This is a genomic window from Paracoccus sp. DMF-8 (assembly GCF_029309835.1).
Classification (GTDB): Bacteria; Pseudomonadota; Alphaproteobacteria; order Rhodobacterales; family Rhodobacteraceae; genus Paracoccus.
Genome location: NZ_JARJHL010000003.1, coordinates 406682 through 425695, shown reverse-complemented (window position 1 = coordinate 425695; position 19014 = coordinate 406682). Strand labels below are relative to the sequence as shown.

The window sequence follows — 19014 nt, the reverse complement described above, 5'->3', positions numbered from 1 at the left end:
ACAAGGCTTGGCAAAAGCACCACTATCCCTATGTATTTTACCGATCCGGTCCTGATTTCATTGCAACCCACCCAAGCGGCAGATAAGCAAAAGCCATGATCTCGCAGAAAACGAAATACGCCATCAAGGCCTTGATGGAACTGGCGGATGAGACGGCGGCAGGCGGTTCGGCACTGACGATCGAAGAGATCGCGCAGCGTTCCGGCGCGCCCAAGCGTTTTCTGGAACATATCATGCTGGAACTGCGCAACGCGGGCTATGTCGGTTCGCGGCGCGGACGGGCGGGCGGCTATGTGCTGATCAAGCGTCCCGACGACATTTCCATCGGCGAATTGCTGCGCCGGGTCGACGGGCCGATCGCGCCCCTGCCCTGCCTGTCGCGCAAATCCTATCAGCGCTGCGAAGATTGCAAGGATGAGGCAAGCTGCCGGTTGCGCAAGATGTTCGGGCAGGTGTTCTGGTCCTATCTTCTGCTGATCGAATCGCTGACCCTTTCCGATCTGGTGGCCGAAGGCGGCCTGCCCGAAATGGTTTCCGGCTGAACGCGCGGGCAAGCTGCGCATGGGCGGATCTTTTGCAACCTGAAAATATCCTGAAATCAAAGCCATGTCCGACAACAGCGATCCCGTGAATACGCCCTTGGCGAATATCCCCCTGGCCGGTGTTCTGGGCTGGCCGGTGGCGCATTCGCGTTCCCCGCGCCTGCATGGCCACTGGCTGAAACGCTATGGCATCGCGGGGCATTACGTGCCGCTGCCGGTGCGTCCCGAACATCTGGCCGAGGCGCTGCGGTCGCTGCCGAAACTGGGCTTTGTCGGGGTCAATGTCACCATCCCGCACAAGGAAGCCGTGCTGGCGCTGGCCGATGTCGTGACCGACCGCGCGGCGCTGATCGGGGCGGCGAATACGCTGATCCTGCGGACCGACGGAAAAATTCACGCCGACAATACGGATGGATACGGTTTCATCGCCAATCTGCGGCAGAACGCCCCGAACTGGCGCCCGGACAGCGGCCCTGCGGCGGTGATCGGGGCGGGCGGTGCCGCGCGGGCGGTCGTCGCCTCGCTGCTGGACGCGGGCGTGCCCGAGGTCCGCATCGCCAACCGCACCCGCATCCGCGCCGAACAGATCCGGTCGGAATTCGGCGCCCGCGTCGTCGTCTATGACTGGGGGCAGGCCGCGAATATGCTGGAAGGCATCGCGACCGTGGTCAATGCGACCTCTCTGGGGATGGAGGGCAAGGGCGCGCTGCGCGTGCCGCTGGATGCGCTGTCGCCCGGCACGCTGGCGACCGATCTGGTCTATACGCCGCTGGACACGCCCTTTCTGATCGAGGCGCGCCGGCGCGGCTGTCAGACCGTCGATGGCCTGGGCATGTTGCTGCATCAGGCCGCCCCGGGCTTCGAGCGCTGGTTCGGCCAACGCCCCGAGGTGGATGACCAGTTGCGCGCGGTCGTCCTGGCATGAGAGGGGCGGCATGAGCTTTCTGCTGGGCCTGACCGGCGGGATCGGCATGGGCAAATCCACCGCCTCGGCCATGTTCCGCGATCTGGGCCACCCGGTCTGGGACGCGGATGAGGCGGTGCATCGCCTGTATGCGCCGGGCGGCGCGGCGGTTCAGCCGGTCGCCGCCGCCTTTCCCGCAGCCCTGCAATCGGGCGGCATCGACCGCGGCGCGCTCAAGGCCGAATTGCAGCGCGATGCGGATGCCCTGACCCGGCTGGAACGCATCGTGCATCCGCTGGTCGCCGCCGACCGCGCGGCTTTCATTGCCGCAAACCCCGATGCGCCGATCATCGTGCTGGACATGCCCCTGCTGTTCGAAACCGGCGCCGGGGGGCGATGGACGGTGTCGCGGTCGTCTCGGCCCCCGCCGATATCCAGCGCGCCCGTGTCATGGCGCGTCCCGGCATGACCCCGGAAACGCTGGACCTGATCCTGTCGCGCCAGATGCCCGACGCCGACAAACGGGCGCGGGCCGACTGGATCATCCCTTCGGTCACGCTGGAAGAAGCGCGGGCGGCCATCGTGGACATCTGCGCGCAGATCATGGAAAAAGGCGGCAATGCGCGAAATCGTTCTTGATACCGAAACCACGGGCTTCGACCCCGAAACCGGCGACCGTCTGGTCGAAATCGGCGCGATCGAGCTGGTGAACCTGCTGCCCACGGGCCGCACCTATCACGTCTATATCAACCCCGAACGCGACATGCCCCAGTCGGCGTTCGAGGTTCATGGGCTGGGCGACGAATTTCTGAAAGACAAGCCGGTCTTTGCCGCCGTCGTGCAGGATTTCGTCGATTTCATCGGCGATGACGGTCAGCTGGTCATTCACAATGCCAGTTTCGACATGAAATTCCTGAACCATGAACTGAAACGCGCGGGCTTTGCCCCCCTGCCGATGAGCCGCGCCACCGATACGCTGGAACTGGCCCGGCGCAAGTTTCCCGGCGCGCAGAATTCGCTGGATGCGCTGTGCCGGCGTTTCGGCGTCGACAACTCGAACCGGACGCTGCACGGCGCGCTGCTGGACAGCGAATTGCTGGCAGAGGTCTATCTGGCGCTGAAAGGTGGCCGTCAGCCGGGTCTGGTGTTGGAAAGCGGCCCATCGGCCACGCAGGCGACGGCAGCGACATCGACGGGCCGCGCGGCACCGCGCGGACCGCGCCCCCGCGCCCTTGCCCCCGCCTTACGGCGGAGGAACAGGCCGCGCATGATGCATTCGTCACAAAACTGGGCGAAGCTGCGGTGTGGCTGCGGTATCGCAGTCAGGACGGTAACGGGGGCGGCGGCCCGCACTGACGGTTGCGGCATCGCGCAATTACGGCAAGAGTTTGCCCGGCACGGGTTTCAGGAGAACGGCGGTTTGAGTTTCATCAGGGATCTCTGGCAGTTCGTCATGTCCGTGATGGAGCGGATGGACAAGATCCACATGAGCCTGATCGCCGCGGGCGTGGGCTTTTACGGCATGTTCGCGGTCTTTCCCGGCCTGACCGCGATCTTTGCGCTGTGGGGGCTGTGGTATGACCCGCTGGCCATTCAGCAATATTCGCATATGGCCGACGAATTCATCCCCGGCGGGGCCTCTGCCATCCTGCACAATCAGGTCGATGCGCTGGTCAAGGGCGGGCGCACGCAACTGGGCTGGACCACGGCGATTTCATTCGTCGTGGCGACGGTCGCGGCGCGGGCCGGGGTCGATGCGCTGGTGCGCGGGCTGAACGCGGCCTACGGCGTCAGGTCGCATTCGACGATCTTTGGTTTCCTGCTGGCCTATGTGCTGACGCTGGCGCTGGTCGGGGTGGTCCTGCTGGGCATGGCCACCATCGTCGTCGGGCCGCTGGCGATCAATTTCCTGACCGAGGGGCCGCTGCAAAGCTGGCTGATTTCCATCGTGCCCTGGGCCGGCATGTTCCTGATCGTGCTGCTGGCCATCGGCATCCTGTATCGCTACGGCCCGAACGTGAAGGCGCCGCGCACGCCGATCTTTACCTGGGGCGCGCTGATCGCGGCGCTGGTCTGGGCGGCGGCATCCTATGGGTTTTCGCTGTATCTGGGCAGTTTCAACAGCTACAACCGCATCTACGGTTCCATCGGCGCGGTGATCGCCATGCTGATGTGGTTCTATCTGGGCGGCTTTTCCGTCCTGCTAGGCGCCCTGATCAATGTCGAGATGAGCCGCCGCCGCCGCGTCATCGCCGCCCGCGCGCTGCGCGCCGCCGCCAAGCTGCAAAGCGACAAGGGTTAATGCTGTGAACCGTCCCGCGCGGTCGATGTCAGAACCAGCGTCTGGTGATCCTGCGGGGCAGGACCCGCGCCTTTCTGGACACGTTCCGCCCGGAACACCAGACGCAGCGCGAACTGCCCGGCGTCTTCGGTGATCGTCATTTCGCCGTCCAGCTGGGTCGCGAAAGCCTCGATCAACTGGCTGCCCAGACCGCTGCCATCGGCCTCGGGTTCGGCGGGACCGACGGAATTGGCGATTTCCAGCCGCGTCATGCCCGCCTCGTCCTGTTCCATGATGACCCGCACCCAGGGGCGTTCCTGACCCGCCGCCATGCCGGCGTATTTGATGGCATTGGTAAAGGCTTCGGTCGCCAGCAGCGACAGCGGCACGGCCTGATCGGGCAACAGCGTCAGCGGTGCCAGCCGGGTTTCGACGGCAAGACCCGTCCCCGGCCCGACCGAAGCCTTGCTCATCTGGTTGATGATCTCGCCGATCAGCCGGTCGGCCTCGACCAGATCCAGATGTTCGGCCTGATACAGGTTGTGATAAATCGCCGCCAGCGACGACACCCGGTCCTGAACCGAACGCAGCACCCGGCGCGCGTCGTCATCCGTGATGACGCGGATCTGCATGTTCAGGATCGAGGCGATCAGTTGCAGGTTGTTCTTGACCCGGTGATGAACCTCTTTCAGCAGGACGGTCTTTTCGGTCACGGCCTCTTCCAGCGCGGCCTCGTCCCGGATCAGGATGCGGGCCATGTTGTGAAAGGTCTGGCTGACGTCCTGAATTTCCTGCGGCGCATTGCGCAGGACCGGGGGCGGGCGCGAACGGTCCCCGATCGCAAAGCGCCGCATCTGCTGGCGCAGCACGCCGATATGGCTGATGACCAGCCGAAAGACCGCGAAATAGGCCACGGTCAGCGACACCGCCCAGATCAGGATCGGCAGCAAGACCGCCCAGAACCGCGTCAGCCCCAGACCGGCGACGCCCGATTGCGTCTGATTCCAGCTACCAAGCGCATAGACCAACCCCGGCACCACCGGCACGACGCTGAACACCCGATGTTCGCCATTATTGGCCAGCGCGCGAAAGGTGGTGTCGTTGCGCGACAGCAGCGTGGTCAGGTCGTAGTCCTGCGGCAGATATCTGCTGAAATCCTGCGCGGAATCCTGATCTATGGACAGCACCTGACCCAGGTTGTTGAAGGTCAGGATGCGCACGCCTTCGGTGATATAGGTCGTCATATGGCTGGAACGCAGCAGGTCATGCGACATGGCGACGGCGATGAAACCCAGCAATTCCTCGCCCTGATACAGCGGTTGCGAAACCGTGACCATCGAACCGCCCATGATCGGCATATTGCCCGATGATGTGACGAAAGTTCCCGGATTGGCGACGAAATCGCGAAATTCGATACTGTCCGACAGGTCATGTTCGCCGCCGACCGACGAACAATCGGTGCGCCCGTCCAGCCGCGTGAACCCGGCATAGGCGAAAATCGCGGTGCTTTGCAGGAAACGCGACATGATTTCGGAACAGGCGCCGGGGTTGTTCAGCGTTTCCAGCACCGCAGGGCCAAGCGCATCGGCGCTGCCAAGCGCGCCCTGCAACAGCGCCCGTTCCCCCGCCGCCGCGGCCGAGGTCCGCCCCAACAGCGCGATTTCCGACGAGCGTTCGTATTCGCGCGACAGGTGCAGGGTCTGGATGACCGAAATCAGCCCGATCGGCAGGATGGCGACGGTCAGCAGGCTGCCCAGCCGAAAGCCAAGGCCGCGGGTGAATTCGAAACGCTCACGCAGGCGCCTCAGCATGGCACTAGCGCGAAACCGGACCGTTCTGGGCCATGACCGCCAGCGTGGTCTGGTCGGTGATGGCAAGCTCTTCGCCGTCTTCCAGTTGCAGCAATTCCGCCAGTCGGCGGCGACCACGGTTGGCACGCGACTTGACGGTGCCGACGGCCACGCCGGTCATCTCGGCCGCTTCCTCATAGGAAAAACCGGATGCACCGACCAGCAACAGCGCCTCGCGCTGCTCATCCGGCAGCTTTTCAAAGGCGGCGCGGAAATCGTTCAGCGCCAGACGGCCATCGTGATCGGGCCGGGTGCTCATGCGCGCGGCATGGACGCCATCGGTGTCATTCACCTCGCGGCGGGTCTTGCGACGTGCCGAATAAAAGGTGTTGCGCAGAATGGTGAACAGCCAGGCACGCAGATTGGTGCCGACCTGAAATTTTTCGATATTCGTCCAGGCCTTGACGATGGTGTCCTGCACCAGATCGTCGGCCATCGCGCCATCGCGTGACAGCGACAGGGCAAAGGCGCGCAAAGCGGGCAGGTGGTCGACCAGCTCGTCGCGCGGGTCCTTGTGCGGTTTCATCCGTTGTCCTGAGGATTGCGCTGTGGGTGCGTTCATTCAGCGGTTGCCTGTCCGCGCAATTGTTCAAGCAGCAGCTTGAACCGATCGGGGACATCCTGCTGGGTATCTTCGTCGTAAACCCGCCTCAGATTCTCGTCGATCTGCTTTTCGATTTCGGCGCGCCTGCGCTCTTCACGCCGTTTGTTCATCTTCTTGATCCCGAGAAACTTGTAGCCATGCGTTTCAACCGTTAACAAAACGTATGGTTCCACTCTTCTCGACTTTTGTATGAGGATGCAATGCCCGTAACGGATCTTGCCCAATCCGTCGCCCGCGAACTGCCATTCCTGCGCCGCTATGCGCGCGCACTGACGGGCAATCAGGCTGCCGGTGACAATTACGCAGCCGCCACGCTGGAGGCGATCCTGAGCGATCGCGACCTGATGCGCGACGACGAAACCCGCATCGCGCTGTTTCGCACCTTTCACGCGATCTGGCAAAGCTCGGGCCAGCCTGTTGCGACCGACACCCCCGACCCGCGCGAAGCGGCGGCACAGGCGCGGCTGAAACAACTGACCCCGAATTCGCGCGAAGCCCTGCTGCTGCACACGATCGAGGGTCTGCGTTTCGACCAGATCGCCCGCATCATGGATTGCGACCTGCCCGAGGCCGAGGGCCTTGTCCGCATCGCCCATGACGAAATGAGCCGCGCCATTACCGGCAAGGTCATGGTGATCGAGGATGAAACCATCATCGCCATGGATCTGAAAGGCATCGTTCAGGCGATGGGCCATGACGTGACCGGCATCGCCCGCACCCATGGCGCGGCGATCGATCTGGCGGGGCAGGAACGTCCCGACCTGATCCTGGCCGATATCCAGCTGGCCGATGGTTCGTCGGGCATTGATGCGGTCAACGAATTGCTGGCCACTCTGGACGATCTGCCGGTGATCTTCATCACCGCCTTCCCCGAACGGTTGCTGACCGGCGACCGCCCGGAACCGGCCTTCCTGATTTCCAAGCCCTATTCCGAGGGCAACGTCCGTTCGGCCGTCAGTCAGGCGATGTTCTTTGCCTCGACCGAAGGGATGAAGATCTGAACCGCGCGGGCTGCGGCGTCAAACCCGCGGCCCGCGTCTGCACGGTCACGCCTGCCATATCATGCTGATTTCAGCCGATCTCACCCTTGTTCAGGGCAGCCTTCAACCCGGTTTCGGTGTGGAAACCGATGGGCGGCGCGTCACCGCCTTGCGCCGCCTGCGCCCGCAAGAGGTTGGCGCACGTCATCTGCATCTGCTGGCGCCGGGGCTGACCGATCTGCAGGTGAATGGCGGGGGCGGGGTGCTGGTCAATACGACACCGACGCCCGAGGGGCTGCGCGCCATCCGCGCCGCGCATCTGGCCCTTGGCACGGCGGCGATCCTGCCCACCGTCATCACCGATGCGCCAAATGTGATCGAGGCCGCCGCCGAGGCTGCCATCGCCTGCAAGGGCGAACCGGGGCTGGAGGGGCTGCATATCGAAGGCCCCCATATCGCCCCCGCGCGCCGGGGCACCCATGATCCGCGCCACATCCGCCCGCTGGACAGCCGCACCATCAGCGTCCTGCGCCGGTTGCGCGATGCCGATGTGCCGGTCCTGCTGACGCTGGCCCCGGAACTGGCCGATCCGGCACTGATGGCGCAGGCCGCTGAAATGGGCGTGGTGCTGTCGGCAGGACATACCGCCGCGACCAGCGCGGAAACGCAGCAGGCGCTGGCGCGTGGGGTGACGATGTTCACCCATCTTTTCAACGCGATGCCGCCGATGCTGTCGCGCGATCCGGGCGTTGTCGGCGCGGCGATCCTGTCGGATGCCTATATCGGCCTGATCGCGGATGGCATCCATGTCGATTGGCAGGCGCTGCGCATTGCGATGGCGGCGCGACCGGTTGCGGGGCGCAGCTTTCTGGTGTCGGATGCGATGCCGACGGTCGGCGGGCCCGACCGCTTTACCCTTTACGGGACTGAAATCCGCGTCGCCGATGGCCGCCTGATCAATGCCGAAGGCGCGCTGGCCGGGGCGCATGTCTGCCTGCTGGACTGCGTGCTGCGCCTGCACCGACATGCGGGCACGCCGCTGGACGAGGCATTGACCATGGCCAGCGACATCCCGCGCCGCGCCATGGGCCTGCCGCCCCGGGAACTGGCGGCGGGCCTGCCCGTCGATCAGCTTCTGGCGCTGGACGGTGATCTGAACCCTGTCCGGATCGGCCAGCCATGACCCGTCCAGTGCCCATGACCCGCGCGGAATTCCGGCAGTTTACGCCGATGCAGACGCGCCTGAACGACAATGACGGTTACGGGCACCTGTATAACGTCACCTATCTGGAACTGTTCGACAATGCGATCAACGGCTGGCTCACCGCGCAAGGGATGCAGGATCTGCAGGGCAACCGACCGATTGCCGTGGTCGCACAAAATTCCTGCACATATCTGCGCCCCGCCGCCTATCCCGACCAGTTGGAAATCGGGCTGAAACTGACGCGGATCGGCAATGCCTCGGTCACATTCGCCCTTGCGATGTTTCGCAAGGGCGAGGGTCAGGCCGTCGCGCAGGCGGCCATCACCATGGTCTTTGTCCGCGCGGGCAGCCATGATTCGACGCCGATCCCGCCGGATTACCGCGAAAAGCTGGCGCAGCTTGGCGATCAGCCTTAACGCGCGCGGATGGCAAAGGCCTTGCGCACGGTTTCCTCGGTCTTCCAGATGCCGTCGAAACCCGCCTCGATCAGGAAGGTGTCGCCGGCGACATAGGTCTGGGGCGCTTCGCCGTCATGGGTCAGCGTCGCGCGGCCTTCGAACATGTGGATGAATTCATCGACCTCATACTTGACGCGGTAGCTGCCGGGGGTCGCCTCCCAATAGCCGGTCAGGTATTTGCCGTCATCGGTCTGATGCTCGATCCAGGTCTTCATCGTGGGCGAACCCTCGACCGGGTGCCACCAGTCCAGATCCTCGGTGATCGGGTCCACATTGGGTTTCTGATAGGTGCCGAATTTCCTGATAGCCATTTTCCTGTCCTGAATATCCAGAGTTCCGGTTGCGGGCGGTTTGAACGCCAACCCGCAGCCTAGCCCCGACCGGGTGGCGGGGTCAGCCGGGTAAAAAGTATTACATACAAGAAAATTATTTTCACTAGAATATTTGTCCCGCGACAGGGCGAGAATCAGGCAAAATCCGCCCGGGCCTGCGCATATTCCTGCGCCAGCCGGTCGATCAGCGCGCCCGCAGGCTGCACGGCACGGACAGCACCGATGCCCTGTCCCGCGCCCCAGATCTGGCTCCGGGCCTTGGGTTTGCCACCCGAAGTCGCCGCCGCGAAATCCATGGTCGAGGGATCGGCATGGCCCAGAGCATCCGGGTCAAGCCCGGCATTGCGGATGGAGGGCGCCAGATAATTCCCCGAAATCCCGGTGAACAGACTGGATGTCACGATATCCGCCGCCCCCGAATCGACGATCATCTGCTTGTATTCGGGTTGGGCATGGGCCTCGGTCGTGGCGATAAAGGGGCTGCCGATATAGGCCAGATCCGCACCCATGACCTGCGCGGCCAGCACCGCGCGGCCCGTGGCAATCGCCCCTGACAAAAGCAGCGGCCCATCGAACCATGCGCGGATTTCCTGAATCAGCGCAAAGGGCGACAGCGGCCCGGCATGGCCCCCGGCACCCGCAGCGACCGCAATCAGCCCGTCCGCGCCCTTGTCGATGGCCTTTTTTGCGAATGTGTTGTTGATGATGTCATGCAGCACGATGCCGCCGCAATCATGGGCGGCGTGGTTCACCTCGGGGCGGGCGCCAAGGCTGGTGATCCAGATCGGAACCTTGTGGCGGTGGCAGATTTCCAGATCACGTTCCAGCCGCGCATTCGAGCGATGCACGATCTGATTGACCGCAAAGGGCGCGGCGGGACGGTCGGGATTGGCCTGATTGTGGCGGTCCAGTTCCTCGGCGATGCGGGTCAGCCACAGGTCCAGCAGGGGTGGTTCGCCATCCTTTTCGCGGGCGTTCAGCGCGGGAAAGCTGCCGACGATCCCGGCCTTGCGTTGCGCAATCACCAGTTCCGGCCCCGAGACGATGAACATCGGCGAGGCGACGACGGGAATGCGCAGGTCTTGCAGGATCTTTGGCAGCATGGGGTCCTCTGGCGTGTTGGTTGCCGCAGATTGGCTTGGCCGAAGGGTCCCGGCCAAGCCTGACGTCGCGTAGTTGCAGGATCAGTGCTGCCGGGTCAGTAGGGCGTCGGGTGGTCGCGGCGGATCTGCGCGATCCGGTCCAGAACCTCGGCCGACAGCCGCACATCGAACCCGGCGATCAGATGTTCAAGCTGGTCGATATTCGTCGCGCCGATGATCGGCACGACATGGAAGGGCCGGGTCGTCTGAAAGGCGATGGCCAGATGGATCAGGTCGATGCCGGTTTCATCGGCCAGCGCCTTCCACGCAGCAACCGCGCGTTCGGCCTGCAGGGTGCGGCGGCCACCCAGATCGCCCTTGCCGCCGTGCAGGACATCGACAGCGGCGCGGCTGCCGTCAGGGTTGACGCCGCCCAGATATCTCCCGGTCAGCAGACCCGCCGCCAGCGGCGAATAGGACAGCAGGGTGATATCTTCGTTCACCGCGACCTCGGCCATGTCCAGATCGTAATGGCGGTTCATCAGCGAATATTCATTCTGAACCGCAACCACGCGCGGACCGTCGACCTGCTGCGCGACGTCGATCCAGCGCACCGTGCCCCATGCCGATTCGTTCGACAGGCCAAAGGCGCGGATCTTGCCCGCGTCCACCGCCGTTTTCAGCGCCTGACAGACATCCTGCATATGGGCGATGGTGCGCGCGCGATCCTGACCCGAGGGGTCATAGGCCCAGTTCTGGCGAAAGGCATAGCTGCCGCGCTGCGGCCAATGCAATTGATACAGGTCGATGACATCAACCCGCAGACGGCGCAGCGAATCGTCGATCGCAGCGGCGATATTGGCGCCGGTAAAACCTTCCTCACGGATATTGCCGGGGCCAGAGATCTTGGTCGCGATCCGCAGATCGTCGCTGCGGTCGCGCTGCGCGATCCAGTCGCCAATCACCGCTTCGCTGCGGCCCTTGGTTTCCGGGCGGACCGGGTTGACGGGATACATTTCGGCACAATCGAAAAACGTCATGCCCACGTCCACGGCGCGGTCCATCTGCCGGAACGCATCCGCAGCGCCGGTCTGATTGCCAAAGGTCATCGTGCCCAGGCAGATTTCACTGACGATCACATCGCTTTTGCCAAGCGTTGTCGTTTTCACTGGCGATCCTTTCAAGGTCTTGACGGAAATGAAACCCACCCCGCGACAAATGCCAGATCGGTCCGGCCCATCGGGAACGCTTCTTTTCCGCTTGCGCGTCTCGGACGGGTCGGTGAAGGCACCGGCCCGGTGCGGATAGATATGCCGCAGATGACCCCGGCGTAAAGCCGATCCGGGTGAACAGCGATGCGACGGGTGGCAAAGGCCGGATTCCGACCGCCGAAACCCGGACCGCCCGGCCGCGAAAAAATCCGACAGGGGCGGCGATCCGGGTGGGAGGTCCCGGCGCGCCGCCCCTGATTCTGGGGCCAGATGGCCTGATCGGTCAGACTTCGACCGCCACCGCCCCGATGGGATGCGAACAACAGGCCAGAATATAGCCGTCTTCGATATCTTCGTCGGAAATGCCGCCGTTATGGACCATATGCACCTCGCCCGAGACCTTCTTGATCCGGCAGGTCCCGCACAGGCCAAAGGTGCAGCCAGAGGGGATATTCAGCCCGTTCGCCTTGGCAACGGCCAGAACCGTATCGGTTTCGGTGCATTTGGCATTGACGCCCGACAGGGTGAATTCCACGCTGGCCTTGCTGTCTTCGTCGGGAATGACATCGTCGATGACCGGCGCATCGGCCTGGGACCGCACAGGGGCGCCGAAGCTTTCCTGATGATAGCGGTCCATGTCATAGCCAAGCGCCACCAGCATGTCGCGCACCGCCTGCATGAAGGGTTCCGGCCCGCAGCAATAGACATCGCGTTCCAGATAATCGGGCGCCATCAGACCCAGCATGATCTGGTGCAGACGTCCGCGATAGCCGTGCCATGCCTTGAACGGGTCGGTTTCCTCGACCGTGAAATGCAGCTTCAGCCCCGGCACCCGGTCGGCCATGCCTTCCAGACGCTGGCGAAAGATGATGTCACTGGGCGTCCGCGCGGCATGGACAAAGGCGATATCGGGCATTTCGCCCGAATCCCACGCCCATGTCGTCATCGACATGACCGGGGTGATCCCCGATCCGGCCGAGATGAACAGGTATTTCCGATCCGTTTCACAACGGTTGTGGAAAATCCCCGACGGGCCATAGGCCTTGATCTGCATCCCCGGCCGCAGGTGGTCCAGCATCCAGCGCCCGCCGATGCTGCCGGGCTGCGCCTTGATCGTCACCGAAATCGACAGCGGCCGCGACGGGCTGGAGCTGATCGTATAGGTGCGCTGGACGTTACCGCCCGGAACCGGCAGGTCCAGTGTGATGAACTGCCCCGGCTTGTAATCAAACCATGCGCCCGAAGGCGCGCGGAAGGTGAAGGTGGCGGTGTCCGTCGTTTCGGGCACCACCATCGCACATTCCAGCAGTTCGCTGTCCTTCCACGGCGCTTCGCCGAATGCCTTGGCCGGAGATGCCATTATTCAGCCGCCATCGCCGGCAGCGGCGCCAGACGGTCCTGGATCTTCTGGCAATACCAGTCGACGAAATGGATCACGCCCTCTTCCTGATTGGGGGAATAGGGCCCTGCCTCATAGGCGGGCGAGCGGATGCCCTTCTGGTTTTCCTCGACTACGCGGCGGTCTTCGTCATTGGTGTTGATCCAGACCTCGGTCAGCTTTTGCACGTCATAATCGACGCCTTCGACCGCGTCCTTGTGGACCAGCCATTTCGTCGTCACCTCGGTCTGCATCGGCGAAATCGGCACCATGCGGAAGACGATGGCGTGATCGGGCAGGAAATGGTTCCAGGTCGAGGGGAAGTGATAGAGCATCAGGCTGCCCGCGTCGTTCCACGGAATATTGCCCATGCGCCGGCTGACCGCCGCCTTGGTCGACATGGTGAAGCTTTCGGCATTGTTCAGCAGCGGCACGCGGGCGAAACGCCATTGCATGTCGTCCTGATTGATGAAACGCGCGGGCAGGCCAGCCGCATCGCAACGGTCCCAGTGCTGCAGGATTTCGTTCGAGGCCGCATTCGGCCCTTCCATCACGGTCATCAGCGGGTTGTCGGAATAGCTGCGGCACAGCGAGGGGTGGTTGCCGCCGCAATGGTAACATTCGCGGTTGTTTTCGATGACCAGCTTCCAGTTACCTTCCTCGATGATGGTCGAGCTATAGGCGACCTTGGCATTGCCGGGATCGCTGGCGCCGACATAGCTGTCCAGAAAGCCGCCGAAACGGTCGAAGGCGGGCGGGTTGTCGGCCAGGCAGATGAAGACCATGCCGCCATCGCTGCGGACATGCACCGGCTTGAGGCTGAATTTCGACGGGTCGAAATCGGGACCCATGTCGCGGGCGAACAGCAGCTTGCCGTCAAGGTCGTAGGTCCACTGGTGATAGGGACAGACCAGTTTCGGCGACGAGCCATTGTGCTTGGGGCACAGGCGCTGGCCGCGGTGGCGGCAGACGTTGTGAAAGGCGCGGATCTGTCCATCGGCACCGCGCACGATGACGACCGGAAACTCACCGATCTGCAGCGTCGCATGGTTGCCCGTCTTGGGAATTTCACAGGCGGGAATCGCAAAGACCCATTCGCGATACCAGATCTGTTCCAGATCGGTCTGGTAGACGCCGGGGTCGCAATAAAGATCATGGCTCAGCGCGAAATTCTTGGGGCGCGAAGCGATCTGTGACAGGATTTCAGCTGCGTTCAACATGGCGGTATCCGTTGCCTGAGGGACAATGCATTTCCCCTAGATTGCACCAGCTTTGCGCCGACCAATGCTCAAATGCGACATTCGCGGTTCGGATTCGGACATGTGACAGCAATCGGACAGAATCGCCGCCTGTGGATAAGCCCGTGGGCAAGCATCGGGGCAAGTCAGGGCATGAAACAGGCCGGACGGCAGCCCGTGGATAACCCATGTGAACCTTGCGTGAACGCGCCGGAGTCATCCACATGTCCAGAACCATGCCCCGCCATTTCCACAATCTGTGGACAGTTCTGTTTGTCCACAAAGGCGCCCACAGGAAACATACGGATACCTGATTGAAAAACATGGATGAATCGCAAATCCTGACAGAATTTTCGGATCAGGGCGGCCCATGCCGAACCTGTTCATGATCCGGGCCGTATCCGGTTTTCCTGATTCACACAGGCCCTATCTACATCATCAATCTTTTCTTCTTTTCTTTTTTATAAGAGGAGAGAGGGGCAAGGAGGACCTCATGACCGGTCTGCTCAGTCTCGCCTATCCCTGGATCAAGGCATTGCACATCATGGCGGTGATCGCCTGGATGGCGGGCCTGTTCTATCTGCCCTGTCTTTATGTCTATCACGCCGAACGTGGCGGCAGGGTTGCCGGGACAGAGCCAGCAATCAGCTTTGTCATCATGGAAGAAAAGCTGCTGCGGATGATCATGAAACCGGCGATGGTCGTGACATGGGCGGCCGGGCTGGCGCTGGTCGCGACGCCGGGAATCGTCGACTGGTCGTCGCTGTGGCCCTGGACCAAGGCGGCAGCCGTGCTTGGGATGACCTGGTTTCACATGTGGCTGGCCATGCAGCGCAAGGCACTGCTGGCCGGGCAGGGTGCCAGCGGTCGCCGCTACCGGATGATGAACGAGGTGCCGACCCTGCTGATGGTCGTGATCGTGCTGTCCGTGGTCGTGAAGTTCTGAAGAATTGACTTTGCCCCGCATTGCCCCTATCTGAACGGCAATCGCCGTCCGGCGGGGATTCTCCTGCACACATCTTGCGCGCATCCGGGCCTTGTCCGGAAAGTTGCGCCTATCGGGTATCGTATCGCATGACCGAAGAACGTCTCAACCTGTCCGATCTCAAGGCAAAAAGCCCCGCCGATCTTCTGTCCATGGCAGAGGAATGGGAGATCGAGAACGCTTCGGCCATGCGCAAGGGCGAGATGATGTTCTCGCTGTTGAAGGAACATGCCGAGGAAGGTTTCGAAATCGGCGGCGATGGCGTGCTGGAGGTCGTGCAGGACGGTTTCGGCTTTTTGCGCTCGCCCGAGGCGAACTATCTGCCCGGTCCCGATGACATCTATGTCAGCCCCGACATGATCCGCCAGCTGAGCCTGCGCACCGGTGACACGGTCGAGGGCGTGATCCGCGCGCCGGGCGAGAATGAGCGTTACTTCGCGCTGACCAAGGTCGAACGGATCAATTTCGAAAGCCCGGAAAAGGCCCGTCACAAGGTCGCCTTCGACAACCTGACGCCGCTGTATCCGAATGAGCGGCTGAAGATGGAAATCGAGGATCCGACGATCAAGGACCGCTCGGCCCGGATCATCGACCTGGTCGCCCCGATCGGCAAGGGCCAGCGTTCGCTGATCGTGGCGCCGCCGCGCACGGGCAAGACCGTGTTGCTGCAAAATATCGCGCATTCGATCGAAAAGAATCACCCCGAGGTCTATCTGATCGTCCTGCTGATCGACGAACGCCCCGAAGAGGTGACAGATATGCAGCGCTCGGTCCGGGGCGAGGTGATTTCCTCGACCTTTGACGAACCGGCCAGCCGTCACGTCGCGGTGTCGGAAATGGTGATCGAAAAGGCCAAGCGGCTGGTCGAACATAAACGAGATGTTGTGATCCTTTTGGATTCGATCACAAGACTTGGTCGTGCTTTCAATACCGTGGTGCCCAGCTCTGGTAAGGTGCTAACCGGTGGTGTGGACGCGAACGCGCTGCAACGCCCCAAGCGTTTCTTTGGCGCGGCGCGGAATATCGAAGAGGGCGGTTCGCTGACCATTATCGCAACCGCGCTGATCGATACCGGCTCGCGCATGGATGAGGTGATCTTTGAAGAGTTCAAAGGCACGGGCAACTCGGAAATAGTGCTGGACCGCAAGGTTGCCGACAAACGCGTCTTCCCGGCGATGGACATCCTGAAATCCGGCACGCGCAAGGAAGAGTTGCTGGTCGACAGCAAGGACCTGCAGAAAACCTATCTGCTGCGCCGCATCCTGAACCCGATGGGCACGACAGATGCGATCGAATTCCTGATTTCAAAGCTGAAACAGACCAAGACGAATGCCGATTTCTTCGATTCAATGAATGGCTGACGCGGTTCCCGATGGACACGATCTTTGCAGAGGCGACCCCTCCCGGACGCGGGGGGGTTTCTGTTTTCCGGGTCAGCGGTCCCCGCGCGCGCGCGGTGCTGGAGGATCTGGCCGGTCCTGCTGAGCGCTCCCGCGAAACCTGCCTGAGGGGGCTACGCGATCAGGATGAGCTGATTGATCGCGCCTTGGTCGTCTGGTTCCAAAAAGGCCAGAGCTTTACCGGCGAAGAAGTGTCGGAGTTTCATCTGCATGGGGCCCCGGTCATCGGTAAACGGTTGGAGGAGGCATTTCTGCATCTCGGTTTGCGACGGGCAGAGGCGGGCGAATTCACGCGGCGGGCCTTTGTGAACGGGCAGATCAGCCTGGCCGATGCGGAAGGGCTGGCCGATCTGCTGGCGGCAGAGACAGAGGCGCAGCGGCGTCTTGCCATGAAGGCCGCAGATGGTGAAATTGGTCGCGTCGCCAATGAGATGCGGAAAAAGCTGATCCGTGCCGGTGCTCTGGTCGAGGTCAGCATCGATTTCGCGGATGAAGAGGTCCCCGATGAGGTGCCGGGCGAAGTTCTGGACCTGATCGGCCAGACCCGGGCAGAAATCGCAGGGCTTCTGAAAACCTATCCCGCAACCGAACGGCTGCGGCAGGGCTACGAGGTTGCCATCATCGGTCCACCGAATGCCGGAAAATCGACGCTGCTGAACCGGATTGCACAGCGCGATGTCGCCCTGGTTTCCGATATCGCTGGAACGACGCGCGACATTATCGAGCTGCGGCTGGATCTGCGCGGTCTGCCCGTCACGCTGCTGGATACGGCGGGGCTGCGCGACAGCGCCGATCTGGTGGAGCGCATGGGGGTCGAGCGTGCAAGGAAGCGTGCAGATGACGCCGATCTGCGGATTCACCTGTCCGTGGACGGCACATGGCAGGATGGGTTCAAGCCCGGCGATCTGGTGCTGCGTTCCAAGGATGATGAGGCGACGGATGGCGATTCCGTGTCCGGTCTGACCGGAAAAGGAGTCGAAAGCCTTTTGGATCGTCTGTATGATGAGCTAAGGCATCGCGCTGCTGATTCTGGTCTCATCTCGCACAAGCGGCAAGCCGAGGCACTTGAAAGGGCGTATCAGGCGCTGGATGTTGATGAAATCGCGGCGCCAGAAATTCTTGCAGAGGCGATACGCCAGGGTAATACCGCGCTGCTTTCTGTGGTTGGGTTGATCGGTGCAGAGGACTATCTGGACGAAATCTTCTCGTCGTTCTGCATCGGAAAATAGGAAGTGTTTCACGTGAAACATTATGATGTCATTGTCATCGGTGGCGGTCATGCGGGCGTAGAGGCTGCGATGGCGGCATCACGCATGGGCGTGGATACCGCCCTGATATCCATGGCAGAAACCGATCTGGGCACGATGTCGTGCAATCCGGCAATCGGCGGACTGGGTAAAGGACATCTTGTCCGAGAGATTGACGCCTTGGACGGTGTCATGGGGCGATTTGCCGATGCTGCCGGCATCCAGTTCCGATTGCTTAACCGTCGAAAAGGCCCGGCGGTTCAGGGGCCGAGGGCGCAGGCGGATCGTGATCTGTATCGCGCGGCGGCCCTGAGCGAGGTGAAATCGCGTCGTGGTCTGACCTTCCTGACCGGAGAGGTTTCCGAGGCTGGTGATGGATGGCGGACGTGTTCGCGGCCTTGAACTGTCTGATGGGCAGCATATTGGCCGCACCGCTGTTGTTCTGACGACAGGGACCTTCCTGAACGGCATCATTCATATCGGGGATGTCCGACGACAGGCGGGCAGGTGGGGGGCATCCTCCTCCGCTCTCGCTAATTCGCTGAGACCGCTTGGGCCTGCCTCTGGGCCGCCTGAAAACCGGCACGCCGCCGCGCATCCTGCGCGACAGCATTGACTGGGATATTCTGGATAAGCAGCCGGGGGATGATGTTCCAACGCTGTATCTCCTATCTCAGCAGCGGTGTCACCGCGACGCAGATCAGATTGCACGATCACGCATACGAACGAACGGCACACATCGGATCTGATCCGCGCGAATCTTAATCGGCTCGGCGATGTATGGTGGCCAGTATTTCGATGGCGTCGGACCGCGATATTGCCCGTCCATCGAAGACAAGATCGTGCGCTTTGCCGATAAATCCTCGCATCAGGTCTTTCTGGAACCCGAGGGGCTGAACAGCGATCTGGTTTATCCAAACGGCATTTCAACCTCGCTGCCCGAAGATGTTCAGCTTGCCTATGTGCGGTCAATGCGCGGGATGGAGAATGCAGAGATAAGCGCAGCCACGGCTATGCGGTCGAATATGACTATATCGATCCGCGTGCGCTGCAACCATGCGCTGGAGGTGCGGAATCGCTTGAATGGTCTTGTATCCTCGCCGGTCAGATCAACGGAACCACGGGCTATGAGAGAGGCAGCAGCTCAGGGCCTTGGTTGCGGGCTCTGAACGCGGCGCTGTCGGTGCAGCAGCGGCCGGCCGGCTTCGGTCTTCAGTCGCTCGCAAAGTTATATCGGTGTGATGATCGACGATCTTGTCACCCGCGGGGTGAGTGAGCCCTATCCGGATGTTTACCTCGCGCGCGGAATTCCGGCTTT

General features: G+C 62.2%; 20 protein-coding genes and 3 pseudogenes. 15 read left to right on the top strand and 8 right to left on the bottom strand.

All coding sequences use genetic code 11. The features are described from left to right. Window positions 1–95: 95 nt before the first annotated feature. The 5 genes and pseudogenes from PE067_RS02755 (at window position 96) to PE067_RS02735 (ending at window position 3748) form a co-directional block, all read left to right on the top strand. Window positions 96–542, top strand: coding sequence for an Rrf2 family transcriptional regulator (locus tag PE067_RS02755; RefSeq protein ID WP_276187725.1), 447 nt, complete (start codon window positions 96–98; stop codon window positions 540–542). A 64-nt stretch (window positions 543–606) separates the two neighbouring features. Then, the gene (locus tag PE067_RS02750; RefSeq protein ID WP_276187724.1) at window positions 607–1467 is read left to right on the top strand and encodes a shikimate dehydrogenase; all 861 of its coding nucleotides are present in this window, start codon (window positions 607–609) and stop codon (window positions 1465–1467) included. A 10-nt stretch (window positions 1468–1477) separates the two neighbouring features. Continuing rightward, window positions 1478–2085: pseudogene (gene coaE, locus PE067_RS02745) on the top strand (dephospho-CoA kinase). Beyond that, a pseudogene (dnaQ, locus tag PE067_RS02740) lies at window positions 2066–2802 on the top strand (DNA polymerase III subunit epsilon). The pseudogenes coaE and dnaQ overlap by 20 nt, the downstream one beginning before the upstream one ends. Then, window positions 2714–3748, top strand: coding sequence for a YihY/virulence factor BrkB family protein (locus PE067_RS02735; RefSeq protein WP_346429641.1), 1035 nt, complete (start codon window positions 2714–2716; stop codon window positions 3746–3748). The pseudogene dnaQ and the gene PE067_RS02735 overlap by 89 nt, the downstream one beginning before the upstream one ends. On the opposite strand, the gene PE067_RS02730 is transcribed toward PE067_RS02735, so the two are convergent. Genes PE067_RS02730 through PE067_RS02720 form a run of 3 tightly spaced genes read right to left on the bottom strand, consistent with a single transcriptional unit; the run spans window position 3745 to window position 6354 of the window. Beyond that, complete coding sequence (locus PE067_RS02730) at window positions 3745–5538, bottom strand: sensor histidine kinase (protein ID WP_276187723.1); 1794 nt, start codon at window positions 5536–5538, stop codon at window positions 3745–3747. The genes PE067_RS02735 and PE067_RS02730 overlap by 4 nt on opposite strands. A gap of 4 nt (window positions 5539–5542) precedes the next feature. Next, window positions 5543–6103 (bottom strand): RNA polymerase sigma factor, encoded by a 561-nt coding sequence (locus PE067_RS02725; protein ID WP_276187722.1) that lies wholly within the window; start codon window positions 6101–6103, stop codon window positions 5543–5545. A 32-nt stretch (window positions 6104–6135) separates the two neighbouring features. Continuing rightward, the gene (locus PE067_RS02720) at window positions 6136–6354 is read right to left on the bottom strand and encodes a NepR family anti-sigma factor (protein WP_276187721.1); all 219 of its coding nucleotides are present in this window, start codon (window positions 6352–6354) and stop codon (window positions 6136–6138) included. Window positions 6355–6381: 27 nt separating this feature from the next. Here PE067_RS02720 and PE067_RS02715 point away from each other — a divergent pair, with 27 nt between their 5' ends. From PE067_RS02715 to PE067_RS02705, 3 genes are all read left to right on the top strand, one after another. Continuing rightward, window positions 6382–7182 (top strand): response regulator, encoded by an 801-nt coding sequence (locus PE067_RS02715; RefSeq protein ID WP_276187720.1) that lies wholly within the window; start codon window positions 6382–6384, stop codon window positions 7180–7182. A 61-nt stretch (window positions 7183–7243) separates the two neighbouring features. Beyond that, window positions 7244–8344 (top strand): N-acetylglucosamine-6-phosphate deacetylase, encoded by a 1101-nt coding sequence (locus tag PE067_RS02710; protein ID WP_276187719.1) that lies wholly within the window; start codon window positions 7244–7246, stop codon window positions 8342–8344. Continuing rightward, entirely contained in the window at window positions 8341–8781 is a 441-nt protein-coding gene (locus tag PE067_RS02705) for a thioesterase family protein (RefSeq protein ID WP_276187718.1), read from the top strand. The genes PE067_RS02710 and PE067_RS02705 overlap by 4 nt, the downstream gene beginning before the upstream one ends. Here PE067_RS02705 and PE067_RS02700 read toward each other — a convergent pair. From PE067_RS02700 to PE067_RS02680, 5 genes are all read right to left on the bottom strand, one after another. Continuing rightward, the gene (locus tag PE067_RS02700) at window positions 8778–9134 is read right to left on the bottom strand and encodes a cupin domain-containing protein (protein ID WP_276187717.1); all 357 of its coding nucleotides are present in this window, start codon (window positions 9132–9134) and stop codon (window positions 8778–8780) included. The two genes, PE067_RS02705 and PE067_RS02700, sit on opposite strands and share 4 nt — an antisense overlap. Window positions 9135–9289: 155 nt before the next feature. Further along, entirely contained in the window at window positions 9290–10258 is a 969-nt protein-coding gene (locus PE067_RS02695; protein WP_276187716.1) for a nitronate monooxygenase family protein, read from the bottom strand. Between the two features lie 95 nt (window positions 10259–10353). Continuing rightward, entirely contained in the window at window positions 10354–11406 is a 1053-nt protein-coding gene (locus PE067_RS02690) for an aldo/keto reductase (RefSeq protein WP_276187715.1), read from the bottom strand. Window positions 11407–11731: 325 nt separating this feature from the next. Further along, a complete protein-coding gene (locus tag PE067_RS02685) occupies window positions 11732–12808 on the bottom strand; it encodes a hybrid-cluster NAD(P)-dependent oxidoreductase (protein WP_276187714.1) in 1077 nt (358 codons plus the stop codon). Further along, window positions 12808–14046: an aromatic ring-hydroxylating dioxygenase subunit alpha gene (locus PE067_RS02680; protein WP_276187713.1), complete on the bottom strand. Its 1239-nt coding sequence runs from the start codon at window positions 14044–14046 to the stop codon at window positions 12808–12810. Before PE067_RS02680 ends, PE067_RS02685 begins: the two co-directional genes overlap by 1 nt. Before the next feature lie 511 nt (window positions 14047–14557). Between PE067_RS02680 and PE067_RS02675 the strand changes: the two genes are divergently transcribed. The 7 genes and pseudogenes from PE067_RS02675 to PE067_RS02645 all read left to right on the top strand — a co-directional run bounded on the left by PE067_RS02675 (window position 14558) and on the right by PE067_RS02645 (window position 18972). Beyond that, a complete protein-coding gene (locus PE067_RS02675; RefSeq protein ID WP_276187712.1) occupies window positions 14558–15010 on the top strand; it encodes a CopD family protein in 453 nt (150 codons plus the stop codon). A gap of 128 nt (window positions 15011–15138) precedes the next feature. Beyond that, on the top strand, window positions 15139–16410 hold the full coding sequence (gene rho / locus PE067_RS02670; RefSeq protein ID WP_276187711.1) for a transcription termination factor Rho: 1272 nt from the start codon (window positions 15139–15141) through the stop codon (window positions 16408–16410). Window positions 16411–16421: 11 nt separating this feature from the next. Then, entirely contained in the window at window positions 16422–17678 is a 1257-nt protein-coding gene (gene mnmE, locus PE067_RS02665; RefSeq protein WP_276187710.1) for a tRNA uridine-5-carboxymethylaminomethyl(34) synthesis GTPase MnmE, read from the top strand. Between the two features lie 12 nt (window positions 17679–17690). After that, entirely contained in the window at window positions 17691–18098 is a 408-nt protein-coding gene (locus PE067_RS02660) for an FAD-dependent oxidoreductase (protein ID WP_276187709.1), read from the top strand. Beyond that, window positions 18070–18312 (top strand): FAD-dependent oxidoreductase, encoded by a 243-nt coding sequence (locus PE067_RS02655; RefSeq protein WP_276187708.1) that lies wholly within the window; start codon window positions 18070–18072, stop codon window positions 18310–18312. The genes PE067_RS02660 and PE067_RS02655 overlap by 29 nt, the downstream gene beginning before the upstream one ends. Next, window positions 18248–18790: pseudogene (locus tag PE067_RS02650) on the top strand (FAD-dependent oxidoreductase); the annotation flags it as partial. The gene PE067_RS02655 and the pseudogene PE067_RS02650, both read left to right, overlap by 65 nt. After that, window positions 18730–18972, top strand: a complete 243-nt coding sequence (locus PE067_RS02645; protein ID WP_346429648.1) for an FAD-dependent oxidoreductase — start codon at window positions 18730–18732, stop codon at window positions 18970–18972. The pseudogene PE067_RS02650 and the gene PE067_RS02645, both read left to right, overlap by 61 nt. Window positions 18973–19014: the final 42 nt, after the last annotated feature.